Annotated in this window: 19 protein-coding genes; 2 read left to right on the top strand and 17 right to left on the bottom strand. The window is 59.0% G+C overall.

The genetic code is table 11. The features are described from left to right. Positions 1-122: 122 nt before the first annotated feature. The 14 genes from ALO80_RS25885 to ALO80_RS25950 all read right to left on the bottom strand — a co-directional run bounded on the left by ALO80_RS25885 (position 123) and on the right by ALO80_RS25950 (position 11,267). Positions 123-776, bottom strand: coding sequence for a LysE family translocator (locus ALO80_RS25885; protein WP_054984651.1), 654 nt, complete (start codon positions 774-776; stop codon positions 123-125). Positions 777-1,136: 360 nt separating this feature from the next. Continuing rightward, entirely contained in the window at positions 1,137-1,922 is a 786-nt protein-coding gene (locus ALO80_RS25890) for a TatD family hydrolase (protein WP_055011036.1), read from the bottom strand. A 14-nt stretch (positions 1,923-1,936) separates the two neighbouring features. Beyond that, positions 1,937-2,293: a PilZ domain-containing protein gene (locus ALO80_RS25895; RefSeq protein WP_002552698.1), complete on the bottom strand. Its 357-nt coding sequence runs from the start codon at positions 2,291-2,293 to the stop codon at positions 1,937-1,939. Between the two features lie 34 nt (positions 2,294-2,327). Continuing rightward, positions 2,328-3,314: a DNA polymerase III subunit delta' gene (locus ALO80_RS25900; protein WP_055011037.1), complete on the bottom strand. Its 987-nt coding sequence runs from the start codon at positions 3,312-3,314 to the stop codon at positions 2,328-2,330. Next, the gene (gene tmk, locus ALO80_RS25905; protein ID WP_055011038.1) at positions 3,307-3,939 is read right to left on the bottom strand and encodes a dTMP kinase; all 633 of its coding nucleotides are present in this window, start codon (positions 3,937-3,939) and stop codon (positions 3,307-3,309) included. Before tmk ends, ALO80_RS25900 begins: the two co-directional genes overlap by 8 nt. 19 nt (positions 3,940-3,958) lie before the next feature. After that, positions 3,959-5,083 carry an endolytic transglycosylase MltG gene (mltG, locus tag ALO80_RS25910; protein ID WP_055011039.1) on the bottom strand — a complete coding sequence of 375 codons (1,125 nt, stop codon included), beginning with the start codon at positions 5,081-5,083 and terminating at the stop codon, positions 3,959-3,961. Positions 5,084-5,086: 3 nt separating this feature from the next. Continuing rightward, positions 5,087-5,902, bottom strand: coding sequence for an aminodeoxychorismate lyase (gene pabC, locus ALO80_RS25915; protein ID WP_055011040.1), 816 nt, complete (start codon positions 5,900-5,902; stop codon positions 5,087-5,089). Continuing rightward, positions 5,902-7,146, bottom strand: a complete 1,245-nt coding sequence (fabF, locus tag ALO80_RS25920; protein ID WP_004408311.1) for a beta-ketoacyl-ACP synthase II — start codon at positions 7,144-7,146, stop codon at positions 5,902-5,904. The genes pabC and fabF overlap by 1 nt, the downstream gene beginning before the upstream one ends. 128 nt (positions 7,147-7,274) lie before the next feature. Continuing rightward, complete coding sequence (gene acpP / locus ALO80_RS25925) at positions 7,275-7,511, bottom strand: acyl carrier protein (RefSeq protein ID WP_002552692.1); 237 nt, start codon at positions 7,509-7,511, stop codon at positions 7,275-7,277. A gap of 191 nt (positions 7,512-7,702) precedes the next feature. Beyond that, a complete protein-coding gene (gene fabG / locus ALO80_RS25930; protein WP_054984643.1) occupies positions 7,703-8,446 on the bottom strand; it encodes a 3-oxoacyl-ACP reductase FabG in 744 nt (247 codons plus the stop codon). 15 nt (positions 8,447-8,461) lie between these two features. After that, entirely contained in the window at positions 8,462-9,400 is a 939-nt protein-coding gene (gene fabD, locus ALO80_RS25935; RefSeq protein ID WP_054984642.1) for an ACP S-malonyltransferase, read from the bottom strand. 116 nt (positions 9,401-9,516) lie between these two features. Next, positions 9,517-10,539, bottom strand: a complete 1,023-nt coding sequence (gene plsX / locus ALO80_RS25940) for a phosphate acyltransferase PlsX (protein ID WP_055011041.1) — start codon at positions 10,537-10,539, stop codon at positions 9,517-9,519. A gap of 4 nt (positions 10,540-10,543) precedes the next feature. Next, positions 10,544-10,726: a 50S ribosomal protein L32 gene (gene rpmF, locus ALO80_RS25945; RefSeq protein ID WP_002552688.1), complete on the bottom strand. Its 183-nt coding sequence runs from the start codon at positions 10,724-10,726 to the stop codon at positions 10,544-10,546. A 13-nt stretch (positions 10,727-10,739) separates the two neighbouring features. Then, positions 10,740-11,267: a YceD family protein gene (locus ALO80_RS25950; protein WP_002552687.1), complete on the bottom strand. Its 528-nt coding sequence runs from the start codon at positions 11,265-11,267 to the stop codon at positions 10,740-10,742. Positions 11,268-11,373: 106 nt separating this feature from the next. On the opposite strand from ALO80_RS25950, the gene ALO80_RS25955 reads away from it, so the two are divergent. Then, positions 11,374-11,952: a Maf family protein gene (locus ALO80_RS25955; RefSeq protein ID WP_055011042.1), complete on the top strand. Its 579-nt coding sequence runs from the start codon at positions 11,374-11,376 to the stop codon at positions 11,950-11,952. Positions 11,953-12,006: 54 nt separating this feature from the next. On the opposite strand, the gene sppA is transcribed toward ALO80_RS25955, so the two are convergent. The 3 genes from sppA to rluC are packed head-to-tail and all read right to left on the bottom strand — an operon-like array spanning position 12,007 to position 14,638. Then, positions 12,007-13,005 carry a signal peptide peptidase SppA gene (gene sppA, locus ALO80_RS25960; protein WP_055011043.1) on the bottom strand — a complete coding sequence of 333 codons (999 nt, stop codon included), beginning with the start codon at positions 13,003-13,005 and terminating at the stop codon, positions 12,007-12,009. Positions 13,006-13,029: 24 nt separating this feature from the next. Next, positions 13,030-13,692, bottom strand: coding sequence for an HAD-IA family hydrolase (locus tag ALO80_RS25965; protein ID WP_055011044.1), 663 nt, complete (start codon positions 13,690-13,692; stop codon positions 13,030-13,032). Next, a complete protein-coding gene (rluC, locus tag ALO80_RS25970) occupies positions 13,682-14,638 on the bottom strand; it encodes a 23S rRNA pseudouridine(955/2504/2580) synthase RluC (RefSeq protein ID WP_055011045.1) in 957 nt (318 codons plus the stop codon). The genes ALO80_RS25965 and rluC overlap by 11 nt, the downstream gene beginning before the upstream one ends. A 716-nt stretch (positions 14,639-15,354) precedes the next feature. Between rluC and rne the strand changes: the two genes are divergently transcribed. Beyond that, complete coding sequence (rne, locus tag ALO80_RS25975) at positions 15,355-18,657, top strand: ribonuclease E (RefSeq protein ID WP_445940069.1); 3,303 nt, start codon at positions 15,355-15,357, stop codon at positions 18,655-18,657. The last annotated feature ends 23 nt before the right edge of the window (positions 18,658-18,680 follow it).

The following is an 18,680-nucleotide window of genomic DNA, read 5'->3' on the forward strand; positions in this document are numbered from 1 at the left end:
ATTATGCCCAATCGGCGCTAAATTGCACGGATCATCCTTACTTGTCGACCTATACGAACGAATCGGGCGAGAAAAATCTGCCGGTCGTCGACAGCCCGGTAAAGCGGATACCGGACGGCACGCTAAGACGCAGGCCCCACCGGTGCTGCAACGACAAACTCCAGATACCCCGTGATCACCACATACAACGTGAAATAGGCAAAGATGAGCGCAGAGGCAATGTAAGACCAGCGCAGCATCCGCTCGCCCATGAAACGCCCGCCCTGGTGTGCCAGCGCGCACAGCGAGATCGACCAGACCACCCCCGCTGCGACGAACCCCGCAAGGAAGGTCGAGGCACTGGCGAGGTCAGAGCCCTGCCGGGCAATCAGCGCGCCGCCGACGGCAGCAAACCAGAGAATGGCGCTAGGTGAAGACATCGCCAGAAAGATCCCGCGCAGAAACAATGCCAGGCTGGACTTTTCCGAGTGAACGTCCTGATTCTCCAGACCAGCGCTAACCGTAGTAGCACTCATGACCATCCTGAAGCAGAACCACGCCAGCACGGCCGTACCGCCAAGCCAGAGCACGTAGCGTACAGCTTCGTATTGCAGCAACACCGCCATGCCGAGCATGGCCAGAATCGCGTAGGCCAGATCGCCGACACAGGTTCCCAGCCCCAGCCATAAGCCCTTGGAAAAGCCGCGCTGCATGGACAGCGTAATCATCGCTATGTTTGCCAGACCGATGTCCAGGCACAACGACAGACTCAATAGAAAACCGTTGGAAAACTCCACCCGACAACTCCGGCCAGACACTGAATAACGCTCGGCATGCCTGATCTATCGGCGCACGCGGGCAACATTGATACAACCGCCTTGCATCCGGTTCGGCAAAAAAACGCCTGTAGAGGACTCAAGAATCGCTTTAGTATTCCAAAACTGTTTAAAAAACGACCAAAAGAGACTGGACGGTGCGCCATGCTGGGCAATACTTAATCCGCTGACGCGTCATAATTCCCCAAATGACTCGCCAGTAAAGGTGCCGAGGGACCAGCGTGCCTTTGTTTTACTCCTAATGGTCTTAACCCGGCTTCACCCCCCAGAATCCGGGTTTTTTTTGCCTGCGATTTGCCCTTGCACCGACCTGTAGGCCAATCAGCGCTGAACATGTGCCAGCGGGAACAGGCGAGCGAAGTTGGCAGTGGTCTGTTCGGCAAAACGCTCGTAGGAGTCGCCTCGCAGCATCGCGAGAAATTCGGCAACTTCACGCACATACTGCGGCAGATTCGGCTTGCCCCGATAAGGGATAGGCGCAAGGTAAGGCGAATCGGTTTCAACCAGCAGCCGGTCTGCTGGGACTTGCCTTGCAACATCCCGCAATGCGTCGGCATTGCGGAAGGTCACGATGCCGGACAGCGAGATGTAATAGCCCAGGTCCAGCGCAGCCCTGGCCATCTCCCAGTCTTCGGTGAAGCAATGCAGGACGCCTGCCTGTGGCAGTGCCGCCTCACCCAGAAGGCTCAATGTATCGGCGCGTGCGCCACGGGTATGGATGATCACCGGTTTACCCGTGACACGGGCTGCCTCAAGGTGCAACCGGAAAGAAGCCTGCTGCAGCTCGGCGGCCTCGGGCTCGTAGTGATAGTCCAGACCGGTCTCGCCGATCGCCACCACGCGCGGATGGTCCAGCTCCTTGAGCAACCAATCCAGAGGGGGCATTTCACCCGGCTTGACGTCCAGCGGATGGATGCCTACCGAGCAGTCGACGTCGGCGTAGCGTTCGGCGAGCGCTTTGACTGCGCCGGCATTGTCGGCGCTGACACCGATGCAGAGAAAGTGCCCGACGCCCCTGCCCCGCGCGGCGTCAAGGGCGGCATCCAGAGAACCATCGTGCAGGGCGAGGTCAAGGCGATCGAGGTGACAATGGGAATCTACAAGCATTGGTTAAAACACAACTACATCGTATGGGTTGGACGATCGGACTTGAGAGCACCGACCAGATGAGTTTCGATCAGATTACGTGCGGTATTGTCGCCGTCATTGAATTGCACGCCGACACCGGCAGTCCGATTGCCCTGCGCGCCTTTTGGCGTAATCCAGGCGACGCGGCCGGCCACCGGAACCTTTTCCGGCTCGTCCATCAGGTTGAGCAGCATGAACACCTCATCACCCAGCTTGTAGCTTTTGCTGGTGGGAATGAACAGCCCCCCGTTTCTGATGAAAGGCATGTAGGCAGCGTAAAGGACGGATTTGTCCTTGATGGTCAGCGACAGAATGCCATTACGTGGACCTGTGTTCAGCGGCAGACTCATGACAACACCTCAACGGTTCCGGATAACGCAGAGTCTACGCCTGTCCTGGCAGGCCTGCCCACTGCACCAGCAATGCTTCAAGCAGCAAGACCCGGTTGAGATTGGCCTTGGACATGACTTTTTGTCGCTGCGCCAGAATCCAGTCCTGAATATCCAGCACTTTGGCGCGAGAGGATTTCTGTGCCAGGTACTGAACGACCTTGCGCATGTCGCCAAGACCAAGGCCTTCTTCATCCTGCGTCATCTGATAGCGCAGGATCAGGTGCGACCAGTCGCAGAACCAGTCGAACAGCAGTAAAAGCGGAATATCCTTCCAGCCCTCGGCCAATTGAGTCGCCGATTGCTGTTGCTTGAGCAGCTTCTTGACACCGTCCACCACCTGCGCGCGTTGCTCGCGAACGCCTTGCGTATGGAGCGCCACGGCCGCCAGCGGCGATCCGGCCGCCAGCGTCAGCAACTCAAAACGCTCGTCCTGCGTGCAGTCAGGCAAGGCATTGCTCAGCCAGTCCAGGCTCATCTGCTCGCCTGGCAGCGGGCAAGCCTGCTGAACACAGCGGCTCTTGACCGTCGGCAGCAACCGGCTCGGCTGATGACTGACCAGCAACAGAACGGTATTGCCCGAAGGCTCTTCCAGACTTTTCAGCAAAGCATTGGCAGCGTTGATGTTCATTGCCTCTACCGGCTCGACGAGCACCACCTTGCGACCGCCCATCTGTGCGGTCTGCACGACAAAGCTGACCAGATCACGCACCTGATCGACCTTGATCGGCTTGTCCGCCTCTTCCGGCTCCAGGACATAATTGTCCGGGTGGCTGCCAGCTGCCAGTAACAGGCAGGACTTGCAATGCCCGCAGGCCTCAAGCCCTTCGGGGGCCTTGCACAGCAGGCTGGCCATCAGGCGTTCGGCCAATGCCCGCTTGCCGATACCGGCCGGACCGTGCAACAGATAGGCATGCGCGTGCTGGGCACGACCGGCCATTTGTTGCCAGAGCGATGCCTGCCAGGGGTAGGCTTCAGCCACGTCGCAGCTCCAGCAACCGAGGCAGTAATGTATCCAGGGAAGCCTGCACGTCGGCAAGCGTCTGTGCGGCGTCTACCAGTCGATAACGTGCAGGATCAGCTTTCGCCCGCTCCAGATACGTTGTGCGCACTGCGTCGAAGAACACTCTGCCTTCCTGTTCGAATCGATCCAGTCGGCCGCGTGCGGCGGCGCGTGACAGACCGATTTCCACCGGCAGGTCGAACACCAGCGTCAGATCAGGGCGCAGATCGCCTTGAACAAACTGCTCCAGCACCGCAATACGCTGATGGGACAAACCGCGACCGCCGCCTTGATAAGCGTAGGTTGCATCGGTAAACCGGTCACAAAGCACTACCTCGCCACGCGCCAGCGCAGGACGAATGACCTCGGCCAGGTGCTGTGCACGCGCAGCAAAGACCAGCAGCAACTCGGTGTCGGCGCTCATGGTTTCGTCACTGGGGGCCAGCAACAGCTCGCGAATGCGCTCGGCCAACGGAGTACCGCCCGGCTCTCGGGTCAGCAATACCTCAACGCCCTGTGCACGCAGCTGTGCCGCCAGGTACTCGCGATTGGTGCTTTTGCCAGCACCTTCAGGGCCTTCCAGGGTGATAAACAAGCCAGTCACAGGCAATCCTTAATAGTCATCATTGCTCATTCGGCTCGGGCTGCGGCGTATCCGGTGTGGTTGCAGGCTCGGGCTCCGAAGCGGGCGAGTCGGCTGACGGAGGTGTCGCAACAGGTGCCGGGCTGGAGCGATAATCGGCACGGCGCTTGAGCTGGTAATCACGCACAGCTGCGTTATGGGCATCCAGATCGTCAGAGAACACATGGCTGCCGTCCCCCTTGGCAACGAAATACAGGCTGCTGCCCGCAACCGGGTTCAGTGCGGCATGAATCGCTTCTCGCCCCACCAGCGAGATCGGTGTCGGCGGTAGACCCGCTATCACATAAGTATTGTAAGGCGTGGCTTCCTTGAGGTTGGCGCGGGTCAACTTGCCGTTGTAGCGCTCGCCCATGCCATAGATCACGGTCGGGTCAGTCTGCAATTGCATGCCCAGTTTAAGACGCCGTACAAACACGCCGGCAATCTGCCCGCGCTCCTGAGGCACACCGGTTTCCTTCTCGACCAGCGAAGCCATGATCAGGGCCTGATAGGGGTTCGAATAAGGGGCCTCTGACGATCTGGCGTTCCATTCTTCATCCAGCACCTCCTCCAGACGGCCGTAAGCCTGCTTGAGCAATTCCGCATCGGTCATGCCGCGCACATAGCGGTAGGTGTCAGGAAAGAAACGGCCTTCAGGGAATACGTCGGGATGACCGATTTTTGCCATCAGTTCGCTGTCGGACAAGCCTGCCAGCGTCTGATCGAGCTTGACCTGCCTGGCAAGCGCGGCCCGCACCTGTCGGAAATTCCAGCCCTCGACCAGCGTCAGGCTGTATTGCACGACTTCCTTGCGCTTCCAGATATCGAACAGACCTTTGACGTTCATGCCTGGCACCATGCGGTACTCGCCGCTGTGCAAGGCCTGCCCCGACAAATTGAAGCGCCAGTAGAGACGCAACCAGAAAGCATCCTTGATGACACCATCGGCCTGCAGCCGATTGAGCACACCGGTCGGCGTCGAGCCGGCCGGAACATCCAGCAGTTGCTCCTGCGTCACTTCAAGCGGCTGGTTCAGCGCCTGATATTGCTGCCAGAATGCAAGGCCGAGCAGCAGCCCCGCCAGAACGACAGCTGTTTCCAGCAACACCAATATTTTTCGGATCACAAATCAGATATCCAGAAGGGTGCGAGCAATGCCTTGCAGTTTACGGGTGAGCGGCCCGACCGGCCAGTTCGACGCTGCAAAGCCGCAAACCGGCCAGACGCCGTAGACGCTATTGCATAGAAACACTTCGTCCGCCGATTCCAGGTCGGACATGTGCAAATCACGGATATCGACAGCCAGTTCCAGATTTCGTGCCTGATCGAGCAGCTCGGCGCGCATCACCCCTGCAACCCCGCAGCGGCTCAGATCGGCCGTCAGCAGACAGCCTTTGCTGATCAGAAAAAGATTGCTGTAGACACCCTCGATCAACCGCCCCGAGGTATCGCGCATCAAGCCTTCGGCATGCTCGCTATCGCTCCATTCGGAACGGGCGAGCACCTGCTCCAGGCGATTCAGATGCTTGAGCCCGGCAAGCAGCGGCTGTTCGGCCAGACGAGTCCGGCAGTCGAACAGGCGCACACCCCGCTCGGCATGTGCACCGGGATAAACGGGCGTCGGGCCGCCTTGCAGGATTCGGCGTGACGGAGTGTCCAGAGCCGGAGCATAGCCACGCTGGCTGTCGCCACGGGTGAGTATCAGCTTCATGACCCCGTCGCCAAGTTCTGCGGCGAAGCGGGTCATTTCTGCGCGAAGCAGCGCATGATCGGCAGCAATCGAAAGTCGCTGGCATCCGCTTTCAAGACGCTGCAGGTGACGCTCGAGCAGCACTGGCTGCCCGGCCTTGACGGCAATGGTTTCGAACAGCCCATCGCCGTAGGCCAGCCCGCGGTTCTTGAGGGACAAGGCATCTGCCGGGCAGCCATCGACCCAGCCAGGCATTACTCGGCGAACCGACGGAATACCAGCGAGCCATTGGTGCCACCAAACCCGAACGAGTTGGACAGGACGACATCGATGGGCATCCGGCGTGCTTCGTGAGGCACGAAATCCAGATCGCAGCCTTCACTCGGCTCATCCAGGTTGATAGTCGGCGGAGCCACCTGATCAACCATTGCCAGCACGCTGAAAATCGCTTCGACAGCCCCGGCAGCACCCAGCAAATGGCCTGTCATCGATTTGGTCGAGCTGACGGCCAGCTTGTAGGCGTGATCACCGAATACCGATTTGATGGCAGACGCCTCGGCCAGATCGCCTGCCGGCGTCGAAGTACCGTGTGCGTTGATGTACTGCACCTGATCGGGATTGACCCTGGCATCACGCAACGCGTTGACGATGCAGCGCGCGGCACCGGCACCATCGTCAGGCGGTGAGGTCATGTGATAGGCATCGCCACTCATGCCGAATCCGACGAGCTCGGCATAGATGGTCGCACCGCGCGCCTTGGCGTGCTCAAGCTCTTCAAGCACCATTGCCCCGGCACCGTCGGACAGGACGAAACCATCGCGCCCCTTGTCCCAGGGACGACTGGCACGGGTCGGGTCGTCATTGCGTGTCGACAGCGCACGCGCCGCGCCAAATCCGCCCAATCCCAAGCCACAGGCGGCCATTTCAGCGCCACCGGCAATCATCACGTCCGCTTCGTCGTAGGCAATGTTGCGAGCTGCCATGCCGATGCAGTGGGTTGCAGTGGTGCAGGCTGTGGCGATCGAGTAGTTAGGCCCCTGCGCACCCAGATGGATAGACAGGAAACCGGAAATCATGTTGATGATCGAGCCCGGCACGAAAAACGGTGAAATCCGCCCCGGACCTTGCTCGTGCAGCAGACGGCTGCTGTTTTCGATATTGGTCAGACCACCGATGCCCGAACCCATGGCAACGCCAATGCGCTCACGGTTTGCATCAGTGACTTCGAGGCCTGCGTTACGCACGGCCTGAAAACTGGCCGCAAGACCATACTGAATGAAGAGATCGAGCCGACGCGCTTCTTTGGGCGCGAGGTATTCTTCAACGTTGAAGCCCTTGACCGAACCGCCGAAGCGGGTGGTGAAGGCTGACAAGTCCGTGTGCTCGATAAGGCCAATGCCACTGCGGCCCGCCAGAATGCCTTGCCAACTGCTGGGCACGTCATTGCCCAGTGGCGAAAGCATACCCATCCCGGTGACCACGACGCGTCTACGCGACACAGGACTCTCCTTCTCTCTTGTTTACGGAACAATCAGTTACGAACAATCACAGCGTTTTTTAAAGAAAAAACCGCACGCCGGTTAAAGCAGTGCGGTTTTCCCGTGACAGCAGTCAGCGATTACAAATCTTAAGCCTGATGGCTGGTGACGTAGTCGATTGCTGCTTGAACGGTAGTGATCTTTTCCGCCTCTTCGTCAGGGATTTCGGTCTCGAATTCCTCTTCCAGAGCCATTACCAGCTCGACGGTGTCCAGGGAGTCAGCGCCCAGGTCTTCAACGAAAGAAGCAGTGTTGACAACCTCTTCTGATTTGACGCCAAGTTGCTCTGCAACGATTTTCTTGACGCGCTCTTCGATGGTGCTCATACCTAGTTTTAACTCCTAGTGGAAATGTTCAGGCATCTGGCCAGTGGGTAAGTGTATAGAAGAGGTTTTGCGAATTTCAAGCTTAACGCTCTCCCCTTGTCGCCAACCGTACCTTTGCCCATTCATAGATTGCAGCTTTATAACGGATTTTAGACAGCTCGTATGACATTTTTTTGAAACAGATCGTCACATTAGCTCATGTACATGCCGCCGTTAACAGGGATTGTGGCCCCGGTAACGTAGCCTGCGCCTTCGGACGCAAGAAAAGCGACTACATGCGCAATCTCTTCAGCCTGCCCCAAACGGCCCAGGGGTATCTGGGTAATCAGTGACTCACGCTGAGCTTCAGGCAGCTCACGTGTCATGTCAGTGTCGATGAAACCGGGCGTAACCGAATTGACGGTTACTGCACGCGAGCCCACTTCACGAGCCAGAGCCCTGCCGAAACCTTCCAGCCCGGCCTTCGCGGCAGCATAGTTTACTTGACCGGCGTTGCCCATGGCACCCACAACCGAACCAATGCTGATAATACGGCCCCAACGCGCCTTGGTCATGCCGCGCAAAACACCCTTGGAAAGGCGGAAAAGGCTGTTCAGGTTGGTGTCGATGACATCGGACCATTCGTCATCTTTCATGCGCATCATCAGATTATCACGGGTGATACCGGCATTATTGACCAGAATCAACGGTGCACCGACGCGCTCCTGAATGGTCGACAAGACCGAGTTCACGGAATCGGCATCGCAGACGTTGAGCATCAGACCAAAGCCTTCGATGCCGTTTTCCTTGAGCGTCGCGCTGATGCGCTCGGCACCGGACTCGGACGTTGCCGTGCCCACAACGACAGCACCATTGCGCCCCAATTCCAGGGCGATGGCTTGACCAATACCGCGACTTGCACCGGTTACCAGTGCAACTTTACCTTGAAGGCTCATGCAGGCGTCTCCTAATCAGGCCAGTGCCGCACGCGCGGCGGCAAAGGCGTCTGGGGTATCAAGGTTGTAAGTAATCACGCCTTCGGCGCAACGCTTGTTCAGACCGGCCAGTACCTTGCCCGGCCCACACTCCACAAGCTGGGTCGCTCCGCGGCTCGCCAGACATTGAATGGATTCAACCCAGCGTACCGGTTTATACAGTTGCTCCAGCAGATCACGTTTGAGCGTCGCCAGATCACTGACTGCGCTGGCACTGACGTTCTGTACCAGCGCGATTTCAGGCGCTTGCCATTCGATGGCTTCGACAGCTTCGGCGAAACGCTCGGCGGCCGGGCGCATCAGCTCGCAGTGCGACGGCACACTGACCGGCAACGGCAATGCACGCTTGGCACCGCGCGCCTTGCACAGCTCCATGGCGCGCTTGACGGCCTCGGCAGCCCCGGCAATCACGACCTGGCCCGGCGAGTTGAAATTCACTGCACTGACGACCTCGCCCTGCGCCGCCTCGGCACATGCGGCGATGACGTCGGCGTCATCAAGCCCCAGAATGGCGGCCATACCACCCTGACCGGCCGGCACCGCTTCCTGCATCAACTGGCCGCGACGCTCGACAAGCTTCACCGCGTCAGCCAGGCTCAGGCTTTGCGCAGCTACCAGCGCGCTGTATTCACCCAGACTGTGGCCTGCGACAAAAGCAGGAACTGCACCGCCCTCTGCCAACCAGACATGCCACAACGCTACGGAAGCAGTCAGGATCGCAGGCTGGGTCTTGTCGGTCTGATTGAGCGATTCGACAGGACCGTTCTGGGTCAACGCCCACAGGTCATAGCCAAGGGCCTCGGAAGCCTGCTCGAAAGTGTCGAGGATCAACGGATGCTGCGCGCCTTGCTCGGCGAGCATGCCGAGCGATTGCGATCCTTGACCCGGAAAGACGAATGCGAGGGATGCAGACATTTGACAAGCCTCTGAATTATTGTCGCCAAAATGGGCGTCCGGACAAGCCGAACGCGGGAATTCAAATTTACATGACTGATCGGTTGGATGACTGACCAGTCTGGTGCGTCACATTTTCAGGTCCGCCCGTTCTGAAACAGCGTCTCAAGTCGCCCTTTCAAACGCTGCGGCAGGTTTTCACGGGATTCTACAATCGCTCGCTGAATCGCACTCTGGAATCCTGAGACACTGGCAGAGCCATGGCTTTTCACCACAACCCCCTGCAACCCGAGCAGGCTCGCACCATTATGACGAGCGGGTGCCAGATCCGTCTGCAGTCGCCTGAGCAACGGCAACGCCAGCGCCCCGACAGCCCTGCTCAGCAGGTTACGATTGAACAGTGTATCGATTCTGGCAGCAATCATGCTCGCCAGCCCTTCACTCGACTTGAGCAGCACGTTACCGACAAAGCCGTCGCATACCACCACATCAGCCTCGCCCCGGTACAACCCGTCGCCTTCCACATAGCCAACGTAGTTAAGTCCCGAGGCAGCCTGCAGAAGACCGGCGGCACGCTTGACTTGCTGGTTGCCCTTGATGTCTTCAGTGCCGACGTTGAGCAAGGCCACTCTGGGCGTTGCGACACCAAGGATCTCGGCGAGCACTGAGCCCATCACGGCAAACTGATAGAGCGCTTCGGCGCTGCAATCGACATTCGCCCCCAGGTCCAGTAATTGGCAATGGCCTGATCGAGTGGGTATGGCCGCGACCATCGCAGGACGATCAATCCCCGGCAAGGTCTTGAGGACAAATCGGGAAAGCGCCATCAGCGCACCGGTATTACCGGCACTGACACACGCCTGGGCCTGCCCGCCTGCCACAAGCCCGAGCGCCACGCGCATTGAGGAATCAGGCTTGCCACGCAGAGCCTGGGAAGGAAGTTCGTCCATCGCGATGGTCTCGCCGGCATTCACGACACGCAGGCGAGAGCGATCCACAGCATCATGGCGGGCAATGAGTTCTTCAATCAGGGAGGCTTGGCCGACGAGGACCAGATGAAGCGAGGGCGTAGCTGTCAGGCACGCAAGACTTGCCTGAACAATGTTGCGGGGACCGAAGTCCCCGCCCATTGCGTCGATCGCGATGATCGGAGCGGACAAGAAATTACTCGTCAGCGCCCTTGTCGATCACTTTACGACCACGGTATACGCCTTCTGGCGATACGTGGTGACGCAGGTGGATTTCACCAGTGGTCTTTTCTACCGACAGAGTGCTTGCCTCAAGAGCGTCGTGCGAACGACGCATGTCACGGGCAGAGCGGGATTTTTTGTTCTGCTGAACAGCCATAATTGATTAACTCCTAAACGTTTGGGTCACGCTTTAACTGCGCCAATACACTGAACGGGTTGGACCGCGTTACCTCGTCCACGCTCGGTTCGGGCTCATCGAGACCCGCCGGTTGCTGGCATTCTTCAGGATGATGAGCAGGCACAATGGGCAAGGCGAGCAATAGCTCCTCCTCGATCAATGCCAGCAGATCCAAAGGATCTTCGCCCAGTTCCAGCACGTCATAACCTTTCGGTAACGACTGGGTATTCGCACCCTCCTTCACCACGGCGTAACTGCATTCGCTGTGGATCGGCAGGGTCACCAGCTCAAGACAACGCTGGCAAACCATCTTGACCGGAACGTCTATCGAACTGTGGATAACCACCGAACGACGTTCGTCACGCTCAAAAACGAATTTCGCCTGCACCGTACCGACAGTGTCGGCAAGCGGGTCGCAGAGTCTCTTCAAATCGCCCAGCAGCACTTCACCCTGAAGGGTAGTGCCGCGATCAGACAATTTGCGCGGGTCAACGTGAGATGGAATCGGGTCATTCAACATAGGCGCAGCATTCTAGGGATGCCCCCTTGGCATGTCAAAGGAAATTCAGGCCTGTTCGTCACTCCGACCACTCTTTAGAATCAACACTCAGCCTACGGAGAATCGCATGCCATCCCTGCTACTTGCCTCCAGCTCTTCTTACCGCCGCGAGTTGCTCACTCGCCTGCGCCTGCCCTTCGCCTGCAAGTCTCCGGACATTGATGAAAGCCACCGCCCCGGCGAGACTGCACACGACCTCGTACGGCGCCTGGCCCGAGAGAAGGCCGAGGCGCTGGCGGACGAGTATCCGCGCCACCTGATCATTGGCTCAGACCAGGTCGCCGCGCTGGATGGACAGGTACTTGGCAAGCCCCACACCTTCGAGCGCGCGCTTGAGCAACTGACGGCCGCCAGCGGCACAAGTGTTACGTTCCTGACCGGCCTGGCACTGCTCAACAGCACCACAGGCGAGTGCCAGGTCGATTGTGTGCCTTTTACGGTACACATGCGTGAACTCGACCGCACCAGCATCGAGCGCTATCTGCATGCAGAAGAGCCTTATGACTGCGCAGGCAGTTTCAAGGCAGAAGGCCTTGGCGTCAGCCTGTTTCGCAGCACCGACGGCAGCGATGCGACGAGCCTGATCGGCCTGCCCCTGATAAGACTGGTGGACATGCTGATAAAGGAAGGCGTCAGCGTGCCCTGACCCCAGACAAAAGAACCCGGCCAATGACCGGGTTCTTTTATCGACAACAGACCATCAGCGCAGGCTGGGCCCATTGAAACCGACCAGCATGGCTATTCGCTCGGCGATACTGGTGCCGAGCTTTTTCGAAAAACGATCAAATGGCGACTCTTCGACAGTATATTCGACGATGTCCTTTTCCTTGATCACATCCCGCGCAACATAGCTTGCACTGCCCAGACCATCCACCAGACCGAGCGCAACGGCCTGCTCACCAGTCCAGATCAACCCTGAAAACAGCTCGGGATGATCCTTGTCCTTCAGACGCTCACCACGCCCCTGCTTGACGCTGGCGATGAACTGACGATGAGTCGTGTCCAGCACGCCCTGCCAAAACTGCGTTTCTTCAGCTTTTTGCGGTTGAAACGGATCAAGGAAGGCTTTGTGCTCGCCCGATGTGTAGGTGCGTCGATCAACGCCGAGCTTATCCATGGCACCGACAAACCCGAAACCGGCTGCCGTCACACCAATGGACCCTACAAGACTGGCCTTGTCGGCATAAATCTGGTCGGCGGCGCTGGCGATATAATAAGCCCCGGAAGCCCCCAGGTCAGTAATGACGGCATAGACCTTGATGTCCGGCTTTGCGGCGCGCAGACGACGGATTTCGTCATATACGTAACCCGACTGCACAGGACTGCCACCAGGGCTATTGATGCGCAGAATCACACCCTTGGTTTTTTCATCGTCGAATGCCTTCTGCAACGCGGTGACGATATTCTCGGCACTGGCCGACTCCTTGTCGGCAATCACGCCCTGCACATCAATCAACGCTGTGTGGCTGGAGCGCCGCGATGTGCCGCCATCGAAATCCAGCATCGGCACAATCACCGCAACAAACAGAAACGCGAAGGTCAACAGCTTGAAAAAGATCCCCCAGCGACGCGCACGACGCTGCTCCTGAACACTGGCCAGCAGCGTCTTTTCAAGAAGTTTCCAGCTTTTTGCCTCTTCCCTGTTATTGATGCCCTCGTCTGCGCTCTGCGAGACAGGTGCCTTCCATTCGTCAGACATGTTCCAATCACTCCAACCCTGAAACTAGACGCCGCGACCGTTCAACCAGGTACGCAGCTCGGAAAAATGCTCGATAGCCAGCCGCGGCTGGAACTGGCGCAACGACTCAAGCGGCTGCGCGCCGTACCCCACGGCAACCGAATCCATACCCGCATTGCGGGCCATCAGCAGATCGAACGATGCATCGCCGATCATCAACGAACGCTGCGGCGCAACATCGCAGTGCGCCATGATCTCGTTCAACATCAATGGGTCAGGCTTGCTGGCTGTTTCGTCGGCAGCCCGGGTAGCATCGAAGTAATCCAGCCAGCCGTTGGCCTTCAGCACCCTGTCCAGCCCGCGACGCGCCTTGCCGGTTGCAACCGCAAGACGATAGCCATCCTCGCGAAACGCCTGCATCGACTCCAGAACGCCTTCGAACAGCGGCGAGGGCACATTATCCATTGCCATGTAGCTGTCAGCATAGCGCTGCCGGAAATCGATCAGTTGATTGCCGCTGATCTGTGGATAGAGGGTCCGGATCGCCTCGGGCAGCCCCAGGCCGATAATGCCCTTGATCGCCAGATCGTCGCGAACTTCAAGATCGGTCTCGATGGCAGCCGTGCGCATGGAAAGGACAATGCGTCCGATCGAGTCGGCCAGCGTGCCGTCCCAGTCGAAAATCAACAGATCGTAATCACGACGCACTCAGACGCTCCACTGTTTTGGCCCACATCTCATCGACAGGCGCCTGCACATTCAGCTTGCTGCCATCGGGCATCGGCACGGTCAGCATGTAAGCGTGCAAAAACAGGCGCTTGCCGCCCAGATCGCGAATTTCGCGACTGAAATTCTCGTCACCGTACTTGGTGTCGCCTGCAATGGCGTGCCCCGCATGCAGCGTATGCACGCGGATCTGATGGGTGCGACCAGTGACTGGCTTGGCTTCGACCATGGTGGCAAAGTCACCGAAACGACGCAGCACCTTGAAAATCGTCAAAGCCTCCTTGCCCTCTTCATTGACCTCGACCATACGTTCGCCGGAACGCAGATTGCTTTTCATCAGCGGCGCACGCACCTGCTTCAGCGCTGTCGCCCAGTTACCGCGGACCAGCGCCATGTAGCGTTTGTCGACGCCGTCGCCACGCAAGGCTTCGTGCAGATGACGCAGCATGCTGCGCTTCTTGGCAATCATCAGCAGCCCGGACGTGTCGCGATCAAGACGATGCACAAGCTCAAGCTCCTTGGCATCGGGACGCAACTGGCGGAATGCCTCGATCACACCAAAGCTCAGGCCACTGCCACCATGCACGGCGATACCCGCAGGCTTGTTGAGCACGATCAACGCCTTGTCTTCGTAGACAATCGCCGCTTCAAGGCGCTGCAACAAAGCCTGCGCGACCGGCACCGGCTCGTCGCGCTCGGGCACGCGCACAGGGGGAATACGCACGATATCGCCTGCCTGCAGCTTATACTCGGGCTTGATCCGCCCCTTGTTCACACGCACTTCGCCCTTGCGCAAAATGCGGTAAATCAAGGTTTTGGGCACACCCTTGAGATAAGTGATCAGAAAATTATCGATGCGTTGACCGGCAAGTTCCGGGGCAACCTCGACCAGCTGGACGCCGGGGGTTGGAGGGGCAATATTCGTCATGCCGCAAATGATAACAATTTTTTATGGATTTGAAGCACTTAATGATTGCTGCTATAGTCGCGAACGCCGCCAAAAGCGGCCGGACAGCGGACCAACGGTTGACAACCGGCCCTGACCAACGCAATTCACAAGGACGGGAGGCCGTCCTACGCAGTGTTCGGTGACAACGGAGCACGCTGGAAACGTAACGAGCGCAGGTGACATGAGGCCGGAAACACGCCTGACAGCAGAGCAGACAGCTCGCGGCCAGTGCGGACAGTTCATGGCCAGTTCACAAAGTGCAGTCGCTTCCAGACGCTACGAGCGAATGCTTCGGGAACAACGCCTCAAGCCATGATGCGCGACCTTCCCTATCGAAGATCGCGGTAAATGCCAACCCGCTGCGGATTCTGCGCGCGGCAGCACCCGAATTATCAGGGATACGTGTAGGGTGGAGACGCACAACCATCGGACTGTGTAGCACAAGGCTTGTTCTAGACGCTTCATCTCGTCCGCTACCGATGGTCGATTCCTCCTCCTGACAAAGCTTTTGCTGAAAGGGTGTCTTACGCCACCACAGCAAGCAGGAAACGTCGTCGCGACCCTCCGCCCCCTCTGGGCGAGGACCTCGCTAGACACTGGAGTGTCCAACCACTCCTGACGCGCCCTGACACCGACCGTGAGAAGTCGTGTGTGCCGAACGCCGTTTCCGGCAGCCCGGAAACCGACGGTACTACATGAAAAGAATGCTGATTAACGCAACTCAACCCGAAGAGTTGCGTGTTGCACTGGTAGACGGCCAGCGCCTCTACGACCTGGACATCGAGTCAGGTGCACGCGAGCAGAAGAAGGCCAACATCTATAAAGGCCGAATCACTCGCATCGAACCCAGCCTTGAGGCTGCCTTTGTCGATTTCGGCTCTGAGCGCCACGGCTTTCTGCCACTCAAGGAAATCTCCCGCGAATACTTCAAGAAAGCTCCCGAAGGCCGCGTCAACATCAAGGATGTCCTGAGCGAAGGCCAGGAAGTCATCGTTCAGGTCGAGAAAGAAGAGCGTGGCAACAAGGGTGCCGCCCTGACCACCTTTATCAGCCTTGCAGGCCGCTATCTGGTCCTGATGCCGAACAACCCTCGCGCCGGCGGCATCTCGCGCCGTATCGAAGGTGAAGAACGCAACGAACTGCGTGAAGCGCTAAACGGCCTGATCGCTCCAGCCGACATGGGCCTGATCGTTCGCACTGCCGGCCTGGGCCGCAGCAGCGAAGAAATGCAGTGGGACCTCGATTACCTGCTGCAACTGTGGACCGCCATCAAGGAAGCGTCCCTGGACCGCTCGGCTCCTTTCCTGATCTACCAGGAAAGCAACGTCATCATCCGCGCCATCCGTGACTACCTGCGTCAGGATATCGGTGAAGTCCTGATCGACAGCGTTGAAGCCCAGGAAGAAGCCCTGACCTTCATCCGCCAGGTGATGCCGCAGTACGCCAGCAAGATCAAACTGTACGAAGACAGCGTCCCCCTGTTCAACCGCTTCCAGATCGAAAGCCAGATCGAAACTGCCTTCCAGCGCGTGGTCGAACTGCCTTCCGGCGGCTCCATCGTCATCGATCCGACCGAGGCCCTGGTGTCCATCGACATCAACTCGGCGCGCGCTACCAAAGGCAGCGACATCGAAGAAACCGCCTTGCAGACCAACCTTGAAGCGGCTGAGGAAATCGCCCGTCAACTGCGTCTGCGTGATATCGGCGGCCTGATCGTCATCGACTTCATCGACATGACGCCAGCCAAGAACCAGCGCGCCGTGGAAGAAAAAGTCCGCGAGAGCCTGGAAGCAGACCGCGCCCGCGTTCAGGTCGGTCGCATCTCGCGCTTCGGCCTGCTGGAGATGTCCCGTCAGCGCCTGCGCCCATCGCTGGGTGAAAGCAGCGGCATCGTTTGCCCTCGCTGCAACGGCACCGGCATTATCCGGGATGTCGAATCGCTGTCTCTGGCCATTCTGCGCCTGATCGAAGAAGAAGCCCTGAAAGACCGCACTGCAGAAGTGCGCGCCCAGGTCCCTATTCCGGTTGCGGCTTTCCTGCTCAACGAGAAACGCAACTCGATCACCAAGATCGAACTGCGCACCCGTGCGCGCATCATCATCCTGCCGAACGATCAGCTGGAGACTCCGCACTTCGAAGTTCAGCGACTGCGTGATGACAGCCCGGAAGCGCATAGCAGCCAGACCAGCTACGAAATTGCTGCGGCGGCTGCCGAAGTGGAAGAGATTGCCCCTCTGGCCGCGGCAACCCGCACCCTGGTTCGTCAGGAAGCGGCCGTCAAGACTGCCCCTGCTCGTGCCAATGCCCCCGTTCCGGTAGAAGCCGTTGCGCCCGCACCGACGCCTGCACCTGCCGCTCACGAGCCAAGCCTGTTCAAGGGCCTGGTGAAATCCCTGGTCAGCCTGTTCGCGACCAAGGAAGAGCCCGCCGCCCCGGTTGTGGTTGAAAAACCTGTTGCAGAACAGCGTCCGGCCCGCAATGAAGAGCGCCGTAACGGTCGCCAGCAGAGCCGTGGCCGCAACAACCGTCGCGATGAAGAACGCAAGCCTCGTGAAGAACGTGCCCCGCGCGAAGAACGTGCCGAACGCGCACCGCGTGAAGAGCGCGCACCTCGCGAGGAACGTGCACCTCGTGAAGAACGCGCCGCTCGCGAACCTCGTGAAGCCCGCGAAGACTCGACACCACGCGAAGAGCGTCCGGCGCGCACCTCCCGCGAGCGCAAGCCGCGTGAAGCACGCGAAGATCGTCCGGTCCGCGAGCTGCGCGAACCTCTGGACGCGGCCCCTGCCGTGAACCTTGCCCGTGAAGAACGTCCTGAACGTGCTCCACGCGAAGAGCGCCAGCCACGCCAGCCTCGTGAAGAACGTCAACCACGTGCCGAACAGGCCGCGGCCGCCGTGAGCGAAGAAGAGGAAGTGCTGCTCAACGAAGAGCAGGTCAACGACGAGAACCAGGAAGGCAACGACGGTAGCGAAGGCGACCGCCCTCGCCGCCGCTCGCGTGGCCAGCGTCGTCGCAGCAATCGTCGTGAGCGTCAGCGCGATGCCAATGGCAACGTGATCGAAGGCTCCGAAGAGAATGGCAACGAAGAAGAAGGCAGCGCCACCGACCTGTCGGCTGGTCTGGGCTTCACCGCCGCCGCCTCGGCTGCAAGCAGCGTGATCAGCGCGCCTGCCGAAGCCGATGCGCATCAGCAGGCCGAACGCGCCAACAGCAATGCAGTCACTGCAGACGCCGAGCCGGTGCATCAGGCACCTGCTGCCGAAGCACATACGGCTGAAACGCCAGTAGCTGAAACACCAGCCAACGAAGCACCGGTTGCCGAAAAAGCACCGACTGTTGCCGAGGCGACTGTCGAAGCGCCTGCCGTTGAAGCCCCAGTGGCAGACGACGCTCCTGTAGTGCAGCCAGCTCCAGAGGTTGAAGTTCAGCCGGCAGCGGTCGAAGCACCTGCCATTGCTGCGCAGTCCGAACTGTTCGAAGCACCTCACGCAGAACGCGTAGTGCCGTTCAAGCCAACGCCAGAGCCAGCACCACAGGTGCAGTTCGAAGCAGCGGCTCATGAGGAAGTGCCAGCCACTGAATCATCCGAACTGCCAACGCCTGCACCTGCTGCTGTTGTCGAGCCGGTAGCGGTAAAAGAAGAGCCTGCTCCTTACGTCGCGCCTCAGCCGGTCGTTGAAGAACAGTCACCTGCCCCACAAGAGCAGGCACCTGCAGTTGTAGAAGCAGCGCCTGCACCAGTGGTCAGCAGCACGGGCCGCGCACCGAACGATCCTCGTGAAGTTCGTCGCCGCAAGCGTGAAGAAGAAGCACGCCGTCAGCAGGAAGCTGCTGCCAGCACTCCAGTCGTCGAGGCAGCGCCTGCTGCTGAAGCAGAATCGGCAAAGCCTGCACCGGCAATCGAGGAACAGGCTGAAGAAGCGGCAACCGAGCAACCAGCAGTCAAACCGCAACATGAAGCCGAGAAAGAAAACGAGCCTAAACCCCTCGTTTAACCCCGGCCCATGAAAAAGCCCCG

This window comes from Pseudomonas caricapapayae (assembly GCF_001400735.1).
GTDB classification, from domain to species: Bacteria; Pseudomonadota; Gammaproteobacteria; order Pseudomonadales; family Pseudomonadaceae; genus Aquipseudomonas; species Aquipseudomonas caricapapayae.

Coding starts and splice junctions, on each gene's coding strand:
- ALO80_RS25890 (WP_055011036.1), bottom strand. CDS start 1,922: ATGCTTGTAGATTCCCATTGTCACCTCGATCGCCTTGACCTCGCCCTG.
- ALO80_RS25895 (WP_002552698.1), bottom strand. CDS start 2,293: ATGAGTCTGCCGCTGAACACAGGTCCACGTAATGGCATTCTGTCGCTG.
- pabC (WP_055011040.1), bottom strand. CDS start 5,902: ATGCCTGGCTGGGTCGATGGCTGCCCGGCAGATGCCTTGTCCCTCAAG.
- acpP (WP_002552692.1), bottom strand. CDS start 7,511: ATGAGCACCATCGAAGAGCGCGTCAAGAAAATCGTTGCAGAGCAACTT.
- fabG (WP_054984643.1), bottom strand. CDS start 8,446: ATGAGCCTTCAAGGTAAAGTTGCACTGGTAACCGGTGCAAGTCGCGGT.
- fabD (WP_054984642.1), bottom strand. CDS start 9,400: ATGTCTGCATCCCTCGCATTCGTCTTTCCGGGTCAAGGATCGCAATCG.
- rpmF (WP_002552688.1), bottom strand. CDS start 10,726: ATGGCTGTTCAGCAGAACAAAAAATCCCGCTCTGCCCGTGACATGCGT.
- ALO80_RS25950 (WP_002552687.1), bottom strand. CDS start 11,267: ATGTTGAATGACCCGATTCCATCTCACGTTGACCCGCGCAAATTGTCT.
- ALO80_RS25955 (WP_055011042.1), top strand. CDS start 11,374: ATGCCATCCCTGCTACTTGCCTCCAGCTCTTCTTACCGCCGCGAGTTG.
- sppA (WP_055011043.1), bottom strand. CDS start 13,005: ATGTCTGACGAATGGAAGGCACCTGTCTCGCAGAGCGCAGACGAGGGC.
- rluC (WP_055011045.1), bottom strand. CDS start 14,638: ATGACGAATATTGCCCCTCCAACCCCCGGCGTCCAGCTGGTCGAGGTT.
- rne (WP_445940069.1), top strand. CDS start 15,355: ATGAAAAGAATGCTGATTAACGCAACTCAACCCGAAGAGTTGCGTGTT.